The sequence below is a fragment of the Clostridium nigeriense genome, assembly GCF_900086595.1.
GTDB lineage: Bacteria > Bacillota > Clostridia > Clostridiales > Clostridiaceae > Clostridium > Clostridium nigeriense.
Map to the genome: position 1 here is coordinate 681,187 of NZ_LT575472.1, position 16,902 is coordinate 698,088.

Here is a 16,902-nt window from a genome sequence, read left to right on the forward strand (position 1 = left end):
ATGATTTTTGGAATGGAGCTTGATAAAATTAATGCCTTAGGAGCAACATATACTGCAACTGAAATAAGGCAACAACCAAAACTTTGGTTAGAAACTTACAATATAGTAAAGGATAATGAAATTTCTATAAAAGATTTTTTTAATAGAAGACTTAAGCCTAATACTAGAATAATACTAACAGGAGCTGGAACATCAGATTATGTTGGTGATACTGTGTATCTTTATTTAGCAAAAAAATTGAAACTAAGAGTAGAAGCTATAGCTACTACTGATTTAGTATCAAATCCATATGAATTTATTGAAGAGGATACACCAACTATTTTAGTATCTTATGCTAGATCTGGAAATAGCCCAGAAAGTATTGGAGCATATGATATATTTGAAGAAAATATTAAAGATATATCACAACTTGTTATTACCTGTAATAAAGATGGAAAGTTAGCTAAGAAAGCTAAAGAAAGTGATGATAATCTTTGCTTACTAATGCCTGAACTTTCAAATGATAAGAGTTTTGCTATGACAAGCTCCTTTAGTTGTATGTTATTAGCAACATTATTAACTTTTGATATAGAAAATATAGAAGAAAATAAAAAATATGTAGATATAGTAGTTAATCAAGGTAATGAGATTTTAGACAATAAATGGAATGATGTAAAAGAATTAGTAGATATTGATGCAGAAAGAATTGTTTATCTAGGATCTGGTCCATTAAAAGGATTAGCTCAAGAAATGGCTTTAAAGAATTTAGAACTTACTAGTGGGAAAAAAGTTACAGTATGTGAATCAGTTCTTGGTTTTAGACATGGTCCAAAATCAATAATTAATGATGAGACTTTAGTAATATTTATGAATTCAAATAATGAATATACTAATTTATACGATATGGATTTAATAAGGGAAATTAGCGGAGATAATGGAAATCATAAATTAGCAGTAATTAGTTATAAAAAGAATGAAGAATTAAATAGTTTATGCACAAAATATATAGAAATAGATGGACAAGTAATTCCTGAAATATTTACAGTGTTTAATTATATGTTATTTGGACAAATGTTTGGATTATTTAGTTCATTAAAACTAGGTATTTCACCAGATAATCCAAGACCAGATGGAACTGTAAATAGAGTTGTAAAAGGTGTAGTTATTCATAAATACAAAAATATTTAGAGACATGATTTAAAACTACATTTATAAAGAAGTAATTACTAAAGATGATATAGATTAACTAGAAATTAAAATTTGAAAAGGAGTTGAAATTAATATGAGTATATTGTCAACAAGAGAAATGCTAAAAAAAGCACAAAGAGAGGGTTATGCAGTACCAGCTTTTAATATCCATAACCTAGAAACATTAGAGGTAGTTGTAGAAACTGCAGCAGAATTAAAATCCCCAGTAATATTAGCAGGAACTCCATCAACTATTAAATACGCAGGAGGAGAATATATTGTAGCAATGGCAAAGGTAGCTTCAAAGCAACATAAAATTCCAATTGCTATACATTTAGATCATTATGAAGATGTAGAGGAAATAAAACATTATGTTGATTTAGGATTTAGATCTGTAATGATAGATGCTTCTCATGCACCCTTTGAAGAAAATGTTGAAATAGTTAAGGCAGTAGTAGAATATGCCCATAAATATGATGCAACAGTTGAAGCAGAACTTGGTAGATTAGGTGGACAAGAAGATGACTTAATAGTAGATGAAAAAGATACAAAGTTTACTAATCCACAGCAAGCAAAAGAATATGTTGAAAGAACAGGAATAGATTCATTAGCAGTAGCTATTGGAACAGCTCATGGATTATACCATGGTGAAGCAAAATTAGATTTTGAAAGATTAGAAGAAATAAGAAAGATGGTAGATGTGCCCTTAGTATTACATGGAGCATCAAATATACCAGATGAGTTAGTAAAGAAAGCAATCTCTCTAGGTGTATGTAAAGTTAATGTAGCAACTGATTTAAAAATTCCATTTTCAGATGCAGTAAAAAAATACTTTATAGATAATCCTGATGCTAATGATCCAAGAAAGTACATGGAACCAGGAAAAGAAGCAATGAGAAAAGTAGTTGCTGAAAAAATAATGGTTTGTGGAAGTAATGGTAGAGCTTAATAAGGCTTGAACAATATCATAATAAACAGGAGAGAAAATAATATAAGAGTGAAAACTTAAGTATTATTTTCTTTTCTTTTATATAAAAGAAAAAGATGAGAGGTAGGAGTTTTATGAATCCAATAAGAAGTATGGTTAATAAATATAAAAGTGGGAAAAATGAGGGAGTGTTTTCAGTTTGTTGTTCTAATAGTTATGTAATTGAAGCAGCAATGGAAAAACTTTTAGATAAAGATATATTATTAGTAGTAGAAGCTACAGCTAATCAAGTAGATCAATTTGGTGGCTATACAGGAATGACTCCAAAGGATTATGTAAGCTATATATATAAACTAGCTGAAAAAGTATCATTTCCTAAGGAAAGAATAATACTAGGGGGAGACCATCTAGGACCTCTAACATGGAAGGATATTGACTCTGAACAAGCTATGGAAAATGCCAAAAATTTAATAAGAGAATATGTATTAGCAGGGTTCACAAAGATTCATATTGATACTAGTATGCCTTTATTAGGAGATATTGAAGGGAATATTTTTGGAGATGAGTTAATAGCAATGAGAGCAGCGGAATTATGTAAAGTTGCAGAAGAAGCATATTTAACATTAAAGAAATTTAATAAAGATGCTGTACATCCTGTTTATATTATAGGAAGTGAAGTTCCTATTCCAGGTGGAGTTCAAGAAGAGGAGGAAGGTCTAACTGTAACTAAGAAAGAAGATTTTAAAAATACTGTAGATACTTTCAAAAAGACTTTTGAAGACTTTAATTTAAAAGAAGCATTTCAATACGTGGTAGGGGTTGTAGTACAACCTGGAGTTGAGTTTGGGAGTGGAGATATTTGGGATTATAACAGGGAAAAAGCAAGTGAGTTAAGTAATGCTTTAGAAGAGTATCCTAATTTAGTATTTGAAGCTCATTCAACAGATTATCAAACTCCAGAAGCTTTGAGAGAAATGGTTGAAGATGGATTTGCTATTTTAAAAGTTGGTCCAGCATTAACCTATGGTTTTAGAGAAGCTATATTTGCCTTAAATCATATAGAAAATGAAATATTAAAAGATAAAACAGACATAGACTTATCTAAATTTATAGAAGTATTAGACTCTAATATGACAAAGGATCCTAAGGATTGGGCTAAGCATTATATAGGACCTGAGTCAAAGGTTAGAATAGAAAGAAAATATAGTTTATCTGATAGAGCTAGATATTATATGCCTAAGGAAGAAGTGAATTTAGCTTTAGAAAAGCTTATAGAAAATTTAAGTGATGTGGAAATACCAATTACTCTTATTAGCCAATTTATGCATGAGCAATATAAAAAAGTTAGAAAAGGAAAACTATTGCCTAAAGCTGAAGAATTATTAAAAGATAGAATAGGTGAGTATATAGATGACTATATTTATGCCGTAAAAGGAGAAATAAGTTAAAAAATATAATAAAAACTCAAATTAAACATAGTAATATATCTTTTATAAGAAAAATTATCATTTTAATACAAAATTTATCAATTTTATAAAGTTGGAATATTCAGAAAATAATGTTTGGTATATATTAACTGATATAATAATCTTGGGGAGTATTGTTTTAAATTAATTATAAAGGAGGATTTTGGTATGTTTCAATTTGAGACTCAGTTAAAAAAATTAAAGCATGATGTTTTAACAGAAGTTGCAAGGTTAGCTAAGGATGATAACTTGACTATTGAATCAATAGAAAGAATTCCTTATGAAATAATACAGGGGAATAAGGCTATGTACAGGTGCTGTGTCTATAAGGAGAGAGCTATAGTCTTAGAGAGAGCAAAGCTTGCAGCTGGGTATTTAGCAAATGGGGATAATATAGATGATGAATTTGTAGATATTAGAGAAGATGACCAAATTATTTATGTTATAGAGGCAGCATGTGATAGGTGTCCAATTAATAAATTTAGTGTTACAGACTCTTGTAGAAATTGTATAGCACATAAATGCCATGAAGTTTGTAATTTTGGAGCAATAACTTATGCAGGTGGAAGAGCTTATATTAATCAAGAACTGTGCAAGGAATGTGGAATGTGTAAAAATGCATGCCCATATAATGCTATTGCAGAAGTAATGAGACCTTGTAAGAAAGTTTGTCCAACTGGAGCCTTAGACATAAATGAGAGTGATAGAAGAGCTATGATAAAGGAAGAGCTTTGTGTAAATTGTGGTAGTTGTATGAATGCATGCCCATTTGGAGCTATTTCGGATAAAAGTTTAATAGTACCAGTTGCAAAAAGATTAACAAGAGGCAGAAAAATGTATGCAATAGTTGCACCTGCTATTACAGGGCAATTTGGACCTAAAATAAGTTATGGACAAATAAAAAGTGCAATTAAAAAGCTAGGATTCTTAGATATGTTAGAAGCTGCTTGTGGAGCTGATGCTGTTACCGTACATGAAAGTAATGAATTTTTAGAAAGAATGGAAAATGGGGATTTATATATGACAAACTCATGTTGTCCAGGCTTCCTAAATTATATAGAAAAAACTATGCCTTCAGAAGTAAAAAGAGTTTCAGGAACTGTATCTCCAATGATAGCTACAGCTAGATATATTAAGCATGTGGATCCTGATGCAAAAGTAGTATTTATAGGACCATGTACTGCAAAGAAAAGTGAAGCTGCTAGAGAATCATTAAAGGGAGCAGTAGATTACGTTTTAACTTTTGAAGAATTATTAGCATTATTTAGTGCCTTTAACGTTGATATAGAAACTTGCGAAGAAGATGTAGTTGATGATGCTTCAATTTTTGGAAGAGGATTCGGAGCTCATGGAGGATTAACTGCTGCTATTGAAAACTATATTAAAAGTCAAGGGTTAGAAGTTAAATTTAACCCAGTTAAGGTTTCTGGTGGAAGTGAAATAAAGAAGGCTATGACAATGGCTAAAATAGGTAGACTTCAAGGGAATTTCATCGAAGGCATGATGTGTGAAGGTGGATGTATAAATGGTGCAGGAACATTAGTTACTCCATTTAAATCTAAGCTAACATTTAATAAAATAAATGCCCAAGCTACTAAAAAGTCAGTTATAAGTAATGAAAAATTAAAAGAATATGAAAATATAAACTTAGAAAGACATTAATAAATAAAACTCAGCTACTGCTGAGTTTTATTTATATATATTAAAGGAAATTACAAATATTTATTGAATTAAAAATTGGTTAAGATATTAAATTTTAATTCATAGGGGGAAACGGGTTTTGGGAAGTAAAATAAGAAGCTTTTTTGAAAGGGAGATTAAAATAGAAATATTAATAAATATTCTTTTATATTCTGTGATTATAATAATGCCTTTTATAGTTGTAAATGTGTCCTTTCCTAAGTATATGGTAGGTAAACAAATATATCTTTATGCAGTTGGTTTATTATTAACATTAATAATAATATATTTAAGACCAAAAAAATTTAATAAAGAGGAAATAGTAGCTTTTATATTTTTATTTACAATTATGATTCCAACAGTTTTTTCACCAGTAAGGGAAATTGCATTATGGGGAAGTCCAGAAAGAGGAGAAGGCTTAATAATATTTTTCATTTATATAATGTTATTTTTTTTATCTCATAGATATTTAATTGTTAATGAAAAACTATTAAATACAATTTTAATAGCAGCTTCAATAATGTCACTTTATAGTCTAATTCAATATTATGGTAATGATCCTATTCAAAAATGGATGCTTGGATATATAAATAATCCTTATTCAATTGGGCTAATTGGGAATAGAAATTTTTTATCATCATATTTATGTATATTTTTATTTATTAGTATGGCTATTTATATTTTTTATAGTAAGAAAAAGTATTTAATATATTCTTCAATTTTATTTGCAGGCTTAATATGCACATTTACTAGAAGTGGCTGGTTAGCTTTTTTAATTTATTCAATTTTAGGATTATTTTTCATAGTTAAGAATAAAAATAGGTTAAAGAAGGCTTTAATTTTATTTATGATATTTTCATCTATATTCACCATATTAAATCTATCCAGTAATAATGAGGTTTCAAATAGAGCAATAAAAACTGTATATGTTGATGATATAAGTAAAGAATTAGTAGTTCAAGATAGTGGTAGAATAATTATTAGTAAAATTGTTCTAAAGGCCTTTTTAGATAATCCCTTTATGGGGTGGGGGCCAGATACATTAATGTATAGGTTAAATGATGATTATAATGAACTACAAAATGAATATTTAAATTCTCATGGGGGATATATTGATAAAGCTCATAATGAATTTTTAGAATATGCAGTATGTAATGGTGTTTTTAATTTATTAGCATATTTAGTTCTTATTGGATTAATAATATATAAACTAATTGGAGAGATTAATAATGATATATCTAAGGTTTTGTTATTAACAATAATAGGATATTTAGTTCAGAGTTTATTTAATATAAGTGTTATAATGGTAGCACCATTATATTGGATATTACTAGGTTTGTCTTTACAAAAAAGTAAGTCTGAATTATTAATAACTAACATATAATAAAAGGGTGCTTAAAGATAAGAAAACCGTTATAAATATGAGGAATATCAAAATAATTTATGAAAAATGGCAATATTTATTAATTTTAGGTCAAAAATATAAGGGAAACTATTTGAAAAAAGTATATTAAAAGATTATCATAAAGTTGTTAGCACTAATAAGTGGTGAGTGCTAATATAGAAGGGTAATAAATTTAGTTATATAATAGGAGGGATTTTTTTATGAATATTAAACCACTAGCAGATAGAGTAGTTATTAAAAAGTTAGAAGCAGAAGAAACAACTAAAAGTGGAATTGTTTTAACAGGGACTGCAAAGGAAAGACCACAAGAAGCCAAAGTCGTTGCTGTTGGACCAGGAGCTTTAGTAGATGGAAATAGAATAGAAATGGAAGTTAAAGTAGGCGATAAGGTTCTTTATTCAAAGTATGCAGGAACAGAAGTTAAGGTTGATGGTGAAGAATACACTATTTTAAAACAAGATGATATTTTAGCAATAGTTGAATAGGGGAGGAATTAATTATGGCAAAGATGATTAAGTTTAGCGAAGATGCAAGAAGATCAATGCAAGTTGGTGTTGATAAATTAGCAGATACAGTTAAGGTTACATTAGGACCAAAAGGAAGAAATGTAGTTTTAGATAAAAAATTTGGAGCACCTTTAATAACTAATGATGGTGTTTCAATTGCAAGAGAAATAGAATTAGAAGATCCATATGAAAATATGGGAGCTCAATTAGTTAAAGAAGTTGCAACTAAAACTAATGATGTTGCAGGGGATGGTACTACAACAGCAACTCTTTTAGCACAAGCAATAATCAGAGAAGGATTAAAAAATGTTACTGCTGGTGCAAATCCAATCTTAATAAGAAATGGTATTAGAATGGCTGTAGATAAGGCTGTTGATGAAATTAAGAAGATTTCTAAACCTGTAAATGGTAAAGAAGATATTGCAAGAGTTGCAGCTATATCAGCAGCAGATGAAGAAGTTGGTAAATTAATATCTGATGCTATGGAAAAGGTAGGTAATGAAGGAGTTATCACTGTTGAAGAATCAAAATCAATGGGTACTGAATTAGATGTAGTTGAAGGTATGCAATTTGATAGAGGATATGTATCAGCTTATATGGTAACTGATACAGAAAAAATGGAAGCTGTTTTAGATAATCCATTAATTTTAATTGCTGATAAGAAGATTTCTAATATACAAGAATTACTTCCAATATTAGAACAAATAGTTCAACAAGGTAAGAAATTACTTATTATAGCAGAAGATGTTGAAGGGGATGCTATGACTACTTTAGTAGTTAATAAACTTAGAGGAACTTTCACATGCGTTGCTGTAAAAGCACCAGGCTTTGGTGATAGAAGAAAAGAAATGCTTCAAGATATAGCTATTTTAACAGGTGGTACTGTTATTTCAGAAGAGCTTGGAATTGACATAAAAGAAGTAACTTTAGATATGCTTGGAGAATGTGAAAGCGTAAAAGTTACAAAAGAAAATACAACTATAGTTAATGGAAGAGGAAATAGTGAAGCTATTAAAGAAAGAGTTGCTCAAATAAGAGCACAAATAGAAGAAACTACTTCTGAATTCGATAAAGAAAAATTAACTGAAAGATTAGCAAAACTTGCTGGTGGTGTTGCAGTAATTAAAGTTGGAGCTGCAACAGAAACAGAGTTAAAAGAAAAGAAATTAAGAATTGAAGATGCTTTAGCAGCAACAAAAGCAGCTGTTGAAGAAGGAATAGTTCCAGGTGGTGGAGCTGCTTACGCTAATATTATAAATGAAGTAGCAAAAGTAACTTCAGATGTACCAGACACTCAAGTTGGTATTAACATTATAGTAAGAGCTTTAGAAGAACCAATGAGACAAATAGCAACTAACGCAGGACTTGAAGGTTCCGTTATAATTGAACATGTTAAGAATTCTGAAGCAGGAATTGGTTATGATGCTTTAAGAGATGAATATGTAAACATGATTAAAGCTGGTATAGTTGACCCAACTAAGGTTACAAGATCAGCTCTTCAAAATGCAGCATCAGTAGCATCAACATTCTTAACAACAGAAGCTGCTGTTGTAGATATTCCTCAAAAGGAAGCTCCAATGCCAGGTGCACCAGGAATGGGAATGGATGGAATGTATTAAAATATAATAAAAAAATAAAGGAGTTGTCTTTGACAACTCCTTATTTAGTTTTGCTTAAATTATTGATATATTATAAAGTATCATCTATAATTATAAAATAATAAGTAAAGTAGGGTGATATAGTGAAAAGTAGAAGTAAAAGAGAAAAAATAATTAAAATAAGAAAAATAATAATAACAACTTTAATTGTTATACTATCATCAACTTTAATTAATAGTTATATGGGATATAAAAAAACAAGTAAGAAAATAGAAGTTAAAAAATCAATTAGGGAATTAATATTAGTTCTTGAGTCTGCTAGAGTTAATGATGATATAGATTTTAGTGATATAGAAACAATCTCTGATATTAAAGTTAATGGTGGAGAAAAGTTAGAAGCTATAAATAAGTATAGTAATATAAATGATTTCAATAATATAGAAGCATTAACTATAGAGGATGCAAAAAAGATAATTAATGATGAAGAAGACTTTGAAGTAAACAATAAAGGGCAATTTGTTAAGCTAAAGTAATATAAAATGTATCGATAATTTTGTCGATACATTTTTTTGTTATTTATAGAGGTAATAAAAATATTATGTAGAAATAGTTATATATTACAAAATAAGGAGGATTTTATGTATTTATTAATATTAATTTTAGGACTATGTATAGGAAGCTTTTTAAATGTTTGTATTTATAGAATACCAAGAGAAGAATCTATAGCGTATCCTCCATCCCACTGTACTAATTGTGGGTATGAACTTAAAAGTTATGATTTAGTTCCAGTCTTTAGTTATTTATGTTTAAAGGGAAGCTGTAGGAACTGTAAAGAAAAAATATCTGTTATATACCCAACTATAGAAATATTAAATGGAATAATATACCTAATGTTGTTTATAAAATATGATTTAACCTTTAAATTTATATTTTATTCTATATTAGCTTCTTTATTAATAGTTATATCAATTATAGATATAAAAAGTAAGGATGTATATTCATCAACAACTATTTTAGGACTATGCTTTGCAATTCCTTATATATTAATAGGCGGATATCTTGGTGAAATAAGAATATCAAATAATCTTTTAGGTGGCATTATTGGTTATGGAATTATATTTTTAATAATATTAACAACTAGAGGAATGGGCGAAGGAGATGCTGATATTGCAGGGATATGTGGACTTTTTGTCGGAATAAAGGGAATATTGTTATCATTATTTTTAGCTGTAGTAATAGGTGGAGTAGTAGCTTCAATAATTCTTATTTTAAAGTTAAAAAATAGGAAATCAGAAATAGCTTTTGGTCCTTGTATTGTACTTGGAACATTTATTTGGATACTTTTTGGTGAAAAACTTTTGTCATTATACTTGAATCTTTTTATCTAAAATTGAATTTAATTCAAGTTCAAATTACCATTGAAAAAGGACTATAGGTATATTAAGATATATTAGTACAAATGGTTAAAAAAGGAATAGATTTTAAAATTATACTTTTTTGGGGGTGTTTATTATAGCTATTGGTCAAAAGAAAAGACTTGGAGATATTTTAATTATGGCAGGAAAGATAACTCCTTATGAATTACAAGGAGCCCTAAAAGCACAGAAGCTTTTAGGAAAGAAGCTCGGAACTGTTTTAATAGAGGAAGGAATAGTCTCAGAAGATGATATTATAGATGCTATAGAAACTCAAACGGGAATAGAAAAAATTGATCTAAATAACGTTGTTTTTGATAAAAGAGCAATTAAAATATTACCTCAAAGTTTATGTAATAAATATAATTTAATAGGATTTGGATTTGAAGGAGATAAAATTATGGTAGCTCTTGAGGATCCATTAAATATTTTTGCAATTGATGATGTATCTATTTCCACAGGGTTAAAAGTGAAGACATATATAGCTCCTAAAAAAGATATATATAAATTTGTTCAAATAAATTATAGTTCAGAACAGGTTAATAAGGCAGCAGAAGAGCTTATTAAAGAGACTTTGGAGTCAAAAAATATCGATATAGATATTGAGGAAATAAATGATGTAAAAAACGCACCTGTTGTTAAGATGATAGAGTTCTTATTTAAAAACTCTGTTGAAATGAGGGCTTCAGATATACATATTGAACCCTATGAAAAGGAAATTAGAATAAGATATAGGATTGACGGTAAACTCACAACAATTAATACTTTGGGAGTAGAAAGCTTAGCTCCTTTAATAACAAGAATAAAAATACTTGCTAATTTAAATATAGCTGAAAAAAGAATGCCTCAGGATGGAAGAATTATTACAAAAGTAAATAATGAGGATGTAGATTTAAGAGTTTCTATCTTACCTGTAGTTAATGGTGAAAAGGTTGTAATAAGAATACTTAAAAGAGAAAGTTACATGATGGGAAAAGAGATTCTTGGTATAAGTAAAGATAATTTAAAGAAGCTCAATAATATAATAACAAGCCCTAATGGAATAGTATTAGTTACAGGTCCTACAGGTAGTGGTAAATCAACAACACTATATACAATTTTAAGTGAACTTAATAAAAATGATGTAAACATAATTACTATAGAAGATCCAGTAGAGTACACACTAAATGGAATAAATCAAGTTAATGTAAATAACAAGGTGGGATTAACCTTTGCTAAAGGCCTTAGAAGTATTTTAAGACAAGACCCTGATATAGTTATGATAGGGGAAATTAGAGATGAGGAAACAGCACAAATTGCAATAAAAGCTGCTATTACGGGACATTTGGTTTTAAGTACCTTGCATACTAATGATGCTCCATCTACTATAACCAGGCTTTTAGATATGGGAATCGAACCTTATCTAGTAGCTACTTCTATTACAGGAATAATAGCTCAAAGACTTGTAAGGAGAATTTGTAATAATTGTAAGGAAGAATATATAGCTTCTGAGTATGAAAAATCAGTATTTAATATGGGTAATGATAAAACCCTTAAACTTTATAGGGGAAAGGGCTGTGGTCATTGTAATAATACTGGTTATAACGGTAGGGTAGGTATATATGAAATAATGGAAATAACAAAAGACCATAGAAATGCAATAAATGAAACTAAAAATACTAATCTATTACAAGAAATAGCTATAAAAAGTGGTATGAAAACTCTTGCTGATGAGTGCAAGGACTTAGTATTGAATGGAGTTACTACAATTGAGGAGCTAGCAACTATAACACTACTAAGGCAAGTTTAGGGGGTTATATATATGAAGATATTTAAATATCGAGCTATGAAAAGTGATGGAACTAAGGTTGAAGGTAAGTATGAATGTATTTCACGAGATGAAGTTATAAATATGATAACTTCTAGTGGATATTATCCTTTAAAAATTGAAGAATTAGTAGAAAGTAAATCAGTTAATTTTAATTTTTTTGATAGGGTAACTACTAAGGATTTATCTATTTTTTGTAGGCAATTTTATACTATGCTAGATGCAGGAGTTACCATAGTAAATTGTCTTGATATACTTTCTTCTGAATTACCAAATAGAAAGCTTAGGGAAATATTAAATAATATTTCAGAAGATGTTAAAAAGGGAGAATTACTTTCAGTTTCAATGTCTAGATTTAAAAAATACTTTCCACAGTTACTTATAAAAATGGTAGAGTCTGGAGAAGTTAGTGGAAATATAGATGAAATGATGCTTAGAATGTCTATACATTTTGAAAAAGAAAATAAAATAAATAATAAGGTTAAATCATCAATGATTTATCCAGCAGTTTTAAGTGTAGTAGCTTTAGTTGCTGTAATATTTATTATGACCTTTGTAGTACCAACCTTTATTGGAATATTTGAAGATGAAGGAATAACTCTTCCGTTAATAACTAGGATTACAATTGGTATTAGTAAATTCTTAAGTAGCAACATTATTTTAATAACAGTAGCTGTAATTGCACTAGTTATAGCCTTTAATGCCTATAAGAAAACCCCTAATGGAAAAAGGGTTATAAGTAATCTTAAGTTGAAACTACCTATTATTGGTGTTTTAAATAATAAAATAATAGTTTCTAGGTTTACAAGAACTTTATCTACCTTAATATCAGCAGGAGTTTCTTTAATACATGCTCTACCTACTGTAGCAGGAGTTGTAGATAATGATTTAGCAGAAGAATCTATTTTAAAAATTAGAGAGAGAGTTGTAAGGGGGGATAACCTAAGCTCAGTAATCAAGGAAGATAATATCTTTCCTAATATGTTAGCATCTATGGTAAAGATTGGGGAAGAATCAGGATCTCTAGATAAAATTTTAAATAAAACAGCAGATTTTTATGAGGATGAAGTAGAGCAAGCTATTCAAACAGCTACAGCTTTAATAGAGCCAATATTAATAGTTACTATGGGTATAGCCATTGGAGTTATAGTTATTTCAGTAATGCTACCAATGTTTGATATGTACTCACAAATGTAAAAATTTAAAATTAATATAAAACAAAAATTAAATGAGAGGTGTTTATTTATGTTAAAAAATTTAAAAAACAAGAAAAAGAAAAAAGGGTTTACCCTTATTGAACTTATTATAGTTATAGCTATTATAGCTATACTAGCAGTATTAGCTATACCTAAATTTGGAGAAATAAAGAGTAACGCTAACTTTAAGTCAGATATAGCAAATGCTAAAACAATAGCAAATGCTGCAACTACTTTAATAGCAGATGGAGAAAATTTATTTCCAACGGCTGCTACAGTAATTTGGGTTGATGGAACAAAAACTGAGAATAATAAAATAGAAGAATATTTACAAAATACACCTAGTCCAAAGAGTTCAGGATATGCATTTTATAAGGTAACATCAGATAATAAAGGAAATATAACAGTTACAATGGAAAAATCAGAGAGTTCAACAACAGGTTCGGTTGCTCTTTTCCCAAATCCAGCAACAGCAATTGATTAATATTTAATTATAAGCAAAATGCAGACTTCTGCATTTTGCTTACCTTAATTTTTAGTGCTAACTGTTAAGTGTAATAAGTTCATATATGTAAGTTTACTTATTTAGATTATAGTATTTAAGATAATTTACATATGTCAATTTAAAAATTAAAGAAATTCAGTTTACTGAATTTCATCAATAATTTTTCATTTTTAATTCTTCATTTTTTATTTAAAGGTGGGTGGTTTTATGTCTAAGGAGAACTTTTTATCTAAGCTTAAGGATATAAGTAGTATGGATGTTAAAGATATAGGTAAGATCTTTAAGAAAAATAACAATGAATCTAACAATATAACTTATAAAGATATTAATACTAAAAAGGTTAATTCTAGAGAAAAATCAAAATTAGTATTATCCATTGATTTAGGTAGTCATTCAATTAAGGCTGTAGAGGGAAAGATTCAAAAGAATGTAATTAATGTTAACAAGCTTATTGAAGTAGAAACTCCAGAAGGTACTGTTATAGATGGCAGAATCATAGATGAGGATACTATTATAAAAACTTTAGCTAAATTAATAAGAGAAAATAATATTAGAGCAAGAGATGTTATTTTTACAACTAACTCTTCATCTATTATTAATAGAGATATATTAGTTCCATCTGTTGCAGTAGAAGAAATGGATACCGTTGTAAGATATGAAATTCAACAATACCTACCTATTAATCTTGATGATTATGTTATTCAATTTGTTTTTTTAGATGAAATAGTTGACGATACTGGAATGAAATTAAAGGTAAATGTAACTGCATTTCCAGAAAGAATGGCATTATCCTACTATAACATAATTAATTCTTTAGGACTAAACCCCTATGTGTTAGATGTTACTTATAACTCAATTAATAAGATTGCTAATTATGGAGATTATACATTAAATAACGGACAAGTTATAGGTGGCACTGTTGCTTTTATTGATATGGGAGCAACCTCCATTGATGTTTCTATATTAAAAAACGGTAAGTTAGATTTCACAAGAATGTTAAAAATAGGTGGAGATAATATAGACTATGCCTTAAGTGAAAAAATGAATATATCAATTAAATCAATGGAACTTATAAAAATGAAAGAAGTAGATTTATTAGAGACTTATAAAGGTGATGTACAAACATTAACTATTCAAGGGGTAGTTGATGAGGTTTTAGATGAGCTAGAGAGAGTAATTCAATTCTATAAAAATAAATCCAATAGTAGTATAGATATTCTTTATATTTTTGGAGGTATGTCAAATATTAAAAACCTAGAGTCTTATTTAAATAAGAGATTAAATATTAGGGTGTCAAAAATAAAAGAAATAAATAATGTTAATTTAGGAAATGATGCTTTATTTACAAAGGATTTATCTCTATATTTAAATGCTCTAGGATCAATAATTAGGTTATAAGGAGGAAACATTATTATGATGACTGATATGAATTTTTTTGCACCCTATCAAGGTCAGAAAAAGGAAGAAAAAAACAAGAGTATTTATGTTTACTCCCTAGTAGGATTTTTATCAGTAGCTGTTATTGGAAGCTTTGTTTGGAATACTACAAATATAATCTTATTAAATAATAAGATTAAGGAATATAACTCAAAACTAGAATCAGCTGAAGTTAAGGAAAAGCTAGCTATATGGGAGGATATAAGTAGGAAAAGCAATATATTAGCTAAATACGATAATGGATTAAATGAAATTATTGGGGGGTTAAAAACAAGAGAAGTAGTTACTACAGAGTTATTAAACAAGCTAAGTTCAAGTTTACCTTCAGAAGTAACCTTTAATAGTATAAACATAAATAATAAAGAAATAGACATTCAAGCTGTATCTACCAGTAGAGTTGCAATTGGAGAAATAGAGCATAATTTAAAGAATTTAAATAATATACAAGATATATATATAGGTGGAATAACAGGAACGGAAATATTCACCTTTGATATAAAATGTTCGTTAAAGGATGTTAATTGATATGAAGATAAGTAAGAGAGAAAAATTTTTATTAGGTATATTAGGAACTTTGATTATAGTGTTTGTTTATTATCAGTTTATTTATGTGAAACAAGTTAAGAAGTTAAATACTAAGAGAGATGAAAAGTCTGTTATAGAAGAAAAATATAATACAGTAATGAAGGAAATAGAAAGCCTAGGAGAAAAAGAAAATCAAGTAAAGTCTTTAAAGATAAGTGTAACGGAAAAATCAAAAAAATTATATCCAATAATAATGCAAGAAAAAATCATTATTGAAATAGATAAACTTTTAAATGATAGTGGATTATATGGAAATATTGCTTTTAGTCCTATAGAGGCAGCAGAGGTAGAAGAACTTAAGACAGAAGAAATAATTAAGGCTGAAAGTTCTTTAAAGGAATTAATTAATGAATATGAAGGCAATTCCTTAGAGGGATCGGAGAATAATAGTGAAAATACTTCAGAAGTTACAAATAATAATAAGGAGTCTCAAGGAGAAGTAAATACAGAAGTTGAAAGTGATAAAGCTACATCAGAACAATTAAAGGTAGCAATAAACTTTAGTGGATCTTATACAAGCTTAAAAAACTTTATATCCTCAATAGAAAATTATGAAAGAAAAATAGTTATTACTAGTATAAGTATAACTGCTAAGTCTCAAGAAGATTTAACAGGTATAATGAGTTTAGAGTTCCATGCAGTACCAAAATTATCTGGAGAAGATGAGGCATATTTAAAGTGGACTTTAAATAATGTATATGGAAAAGATATATTGTTTAGTAATGGTTCAGCTAGTGGTGCCTACTCAAATACAATAGAAGATCAAAGTGTAGAAGCAGATGCTAAAGATTTTGTAATGATGGTTAAATCTTCATTATCAGAATTACCTACATTGACTATTGGAAAAGCAAAGGATGATTTAACAGAAAGCTATATTTATTCTGATAATGAAAAAGTTGAAGATGTAGAGATAACCTTTGATGAAGTTGATGGAAAAACTTATTTTAAGTATAAAACATCTAATTCTTATTATCCAAGGGAAAATACATCTCAAGGAAAAGAATTTACACCAAAAGCAAGTGATATAGTAGTTGAAATATTAAGCGAAAAAAGAAATGGTAGTTCTGATAATTCAGGAATAAATTTAAAGGTTATAAATAATACATCTAAAAAGGTTGAGATAGTAATTAAAGATGATGATAATACAAATCCTAGAGTTTCTGTAAATAGTAAAGGTAATACTGTAAATATCACTAAAAAGTAGGTG

The 16,902-nt window shown here is 28.4% G+C and carries 15 protein-coding genes; all 15 read left to right on the forward strand.

What is annotated here, in order from left to right; all coding sequences use genetic code 11:
* The 15 genes from BN6774_RS03650 to BN6774_RS03720 all read left to right on the forward strand — a co-directional run bounded on the left by BN6774_RS03650 (position 1) and on the right by BN6774_RS03720 (position 16,899).
* Positions 1-1,167, forward strand: coding sequence for an SIS domain-containing protein (locus BN6774_RS03650; RefSeq protein ID WP_066890140.1), 1,167 nt, complete (start codon positions 1-3; stop codon positions 1,165-1,167).
* Positions 1,168-1,261: 94 nt separating this feature from the next.
* Positions 1,262-2,116 carry a tagatose bisphosphate family class II aldolase gene (locus BN6774_RS03655; RefSeq protein ID WP_066890142.1) on the forward strand — a complete coding sequence of 285 codons (855 nt, stop codon included), beginning with the start codon at positions 1,262-1,264 and terminating at the stop codon, positions 2,114-2,116.
* A gap of 113 nt (positions 2,117-2,229) precedes the next feature.
* Positions 2,230-3,543: a class II D-tagatose-bisphosphate aldolase, non-catalytic subunit gene (locus BN6774_RS03660; RefSeq protein WP_066890144.1), complete on the forward strand. Its 1,314-nt coding sequence runs from the start codon at positions 2,230-2,232 to the stop codon at positions 3,541-3,543.
* Between the two features lie 186 nt (positions 3,544-3,729).
* Positions 3,730-5,223: a 4Fe-4S dicluster domain-containing protein gene (locus BN6774_RS03665; RefSeq protein ID WP_066890146.1), complete on the forward strand. Its 1,494-nt coding sequence runs from the start codon at positions 3,730-3,732 to the stop codon at positions 5,221-5,223.
* A gap of 118 nt (positions 5,224-5,341) precedes the next feature.
* Positions 5,342-6,625 (forward strand): O-antigen ligase family protein, encoded by a 1,284-nt coding sequence (locus tag BN6774_RS03670; protein WP_235829576.1) that lies wholly within the window; start codon positions 5,342-5,344, stop codon positions 6,623-6,625.
* A 221-nt stretch (positions 6,626-6,846) separates the two neighbouring features.
* Positions 6,847-7,131 carry a co-chaperone GroES gene (gene groES / locus BN6774_RS03675; RefSeq protein ID WP_066890150.1) on the forward strand — a complete coding sequence of 95 codons (285 nt, stop codon included), beginning with the start codon at positions 6,847-6,849 and terminating at the stop codon, positions 7,129-7,131.
* 14 nt (positions 7,132-7,145) lie between these two features.
* Positions 7,146-8,771 (forward strand): chaperonin GroEL, encoded by a 1,626-nt coding sequence (groL, locus tag BN6774_RS03680; RefSeq protein ID WP_066890152.1) that lies wholly within the window; start codon positions 7,146-7,148, stop codon positions 8,769-8,771.
* A gap of 122 nt (positions 8,772-8,893) precedes the next feature.
* On the forward strand, positions 8,894-9,283 hold the full coding sequence (locus tag BN6774_RS03685; protein WP_084766853.1) for a hypothetical protein: 390 nt from the start codon (positions 8,894-8,896) through the stop codon (positions 9,281-9,283).
* A gap of 105 nt (positions 9,284-9,388) precedes the next feature.
* Positions 9,389-10,138 (forward strand): prepilin peptidase, encoded by a 750-nt coding sequence (locus tag BN6774_RS03690; protein WP_066890156.1) that lies wholly within the window; start codon positions 9,389-9,391, stop codon positions 10,136-10,138.
* Positions 10,139-10,262: 124 nt separating this feature from the next.
* On the forward strand, positions 10,263-11,954 hold the full coding sequence (locus BN6774_RS03695) for a GspE/PulE family protein (protein ID WP_066896403.1): 1,692 nt from the start codon (positions 10,263-10,265) through the stop codon (positions 11,952-11,954).
* 12 nt (positions 11,955-11,966) lie between these two features.
* Positions 11,967-13,169, forward strand: coding sequence for a type II secretion system F family protein (locus BN6774_RS03700; protein ID WP_066890158.1), 1,203 nt, complete (start codon positions 11,967-11,969; stop codon positions 13,167-13,169).
* 48 nt (positions 13,170-13,217) lie between these two features.
* Positions 13,218-13,652: a prepilin-type N-terminal cleavage/methylation domain-containing protein gene (locus BN6774_RS18715; RefSeq protein WP_066890160.1), complete on the forward strand. Its 435-nt coding sequence runs from the start codon at positions 13,218-13,220 to the stop codon at positions 13,650-13,652.
* A gap of 228 nt (positions 13,653-13,880) precedes the next feature.
* Positions 13,881-15,071, forward strand: coding sequence for a type IV pilus assembly protein PilM (pilM, locus tag BN6774_RS03710; RefSeq protein WP_066890162.1), 1,191 nt, complete (start codon positions 13,881-13,883; stop codon positions 15,069-15,071).
* Positions 15,072-15,086: 15 nt separating this feature from the next.
* Positions 15,087-15,635 (forward strand): PilN domain-containing protein, encoded by a 549-nt coding sequence (locus BN6774_RS03715; RefSeq protein WP_066890164.1) that lies wholly within the window; start codon positions 15,087-15,089, stop codon positions 15,633-15,635.
* Between the two features lies 1 nt (position 15,636).
* Positions 15,637-16,899, forward strand: a complete 1,263-nt coding sequence (locus BN6774_RS03720; protein ID WP_066890166.1) for a hypothetical protein — start codon at positions 15,637-15,639, stop codon at positions 16,897-16,899.
* The last annotated feature ends 3 nt before the right edge of the window (positions 16,900-16,902 follow it).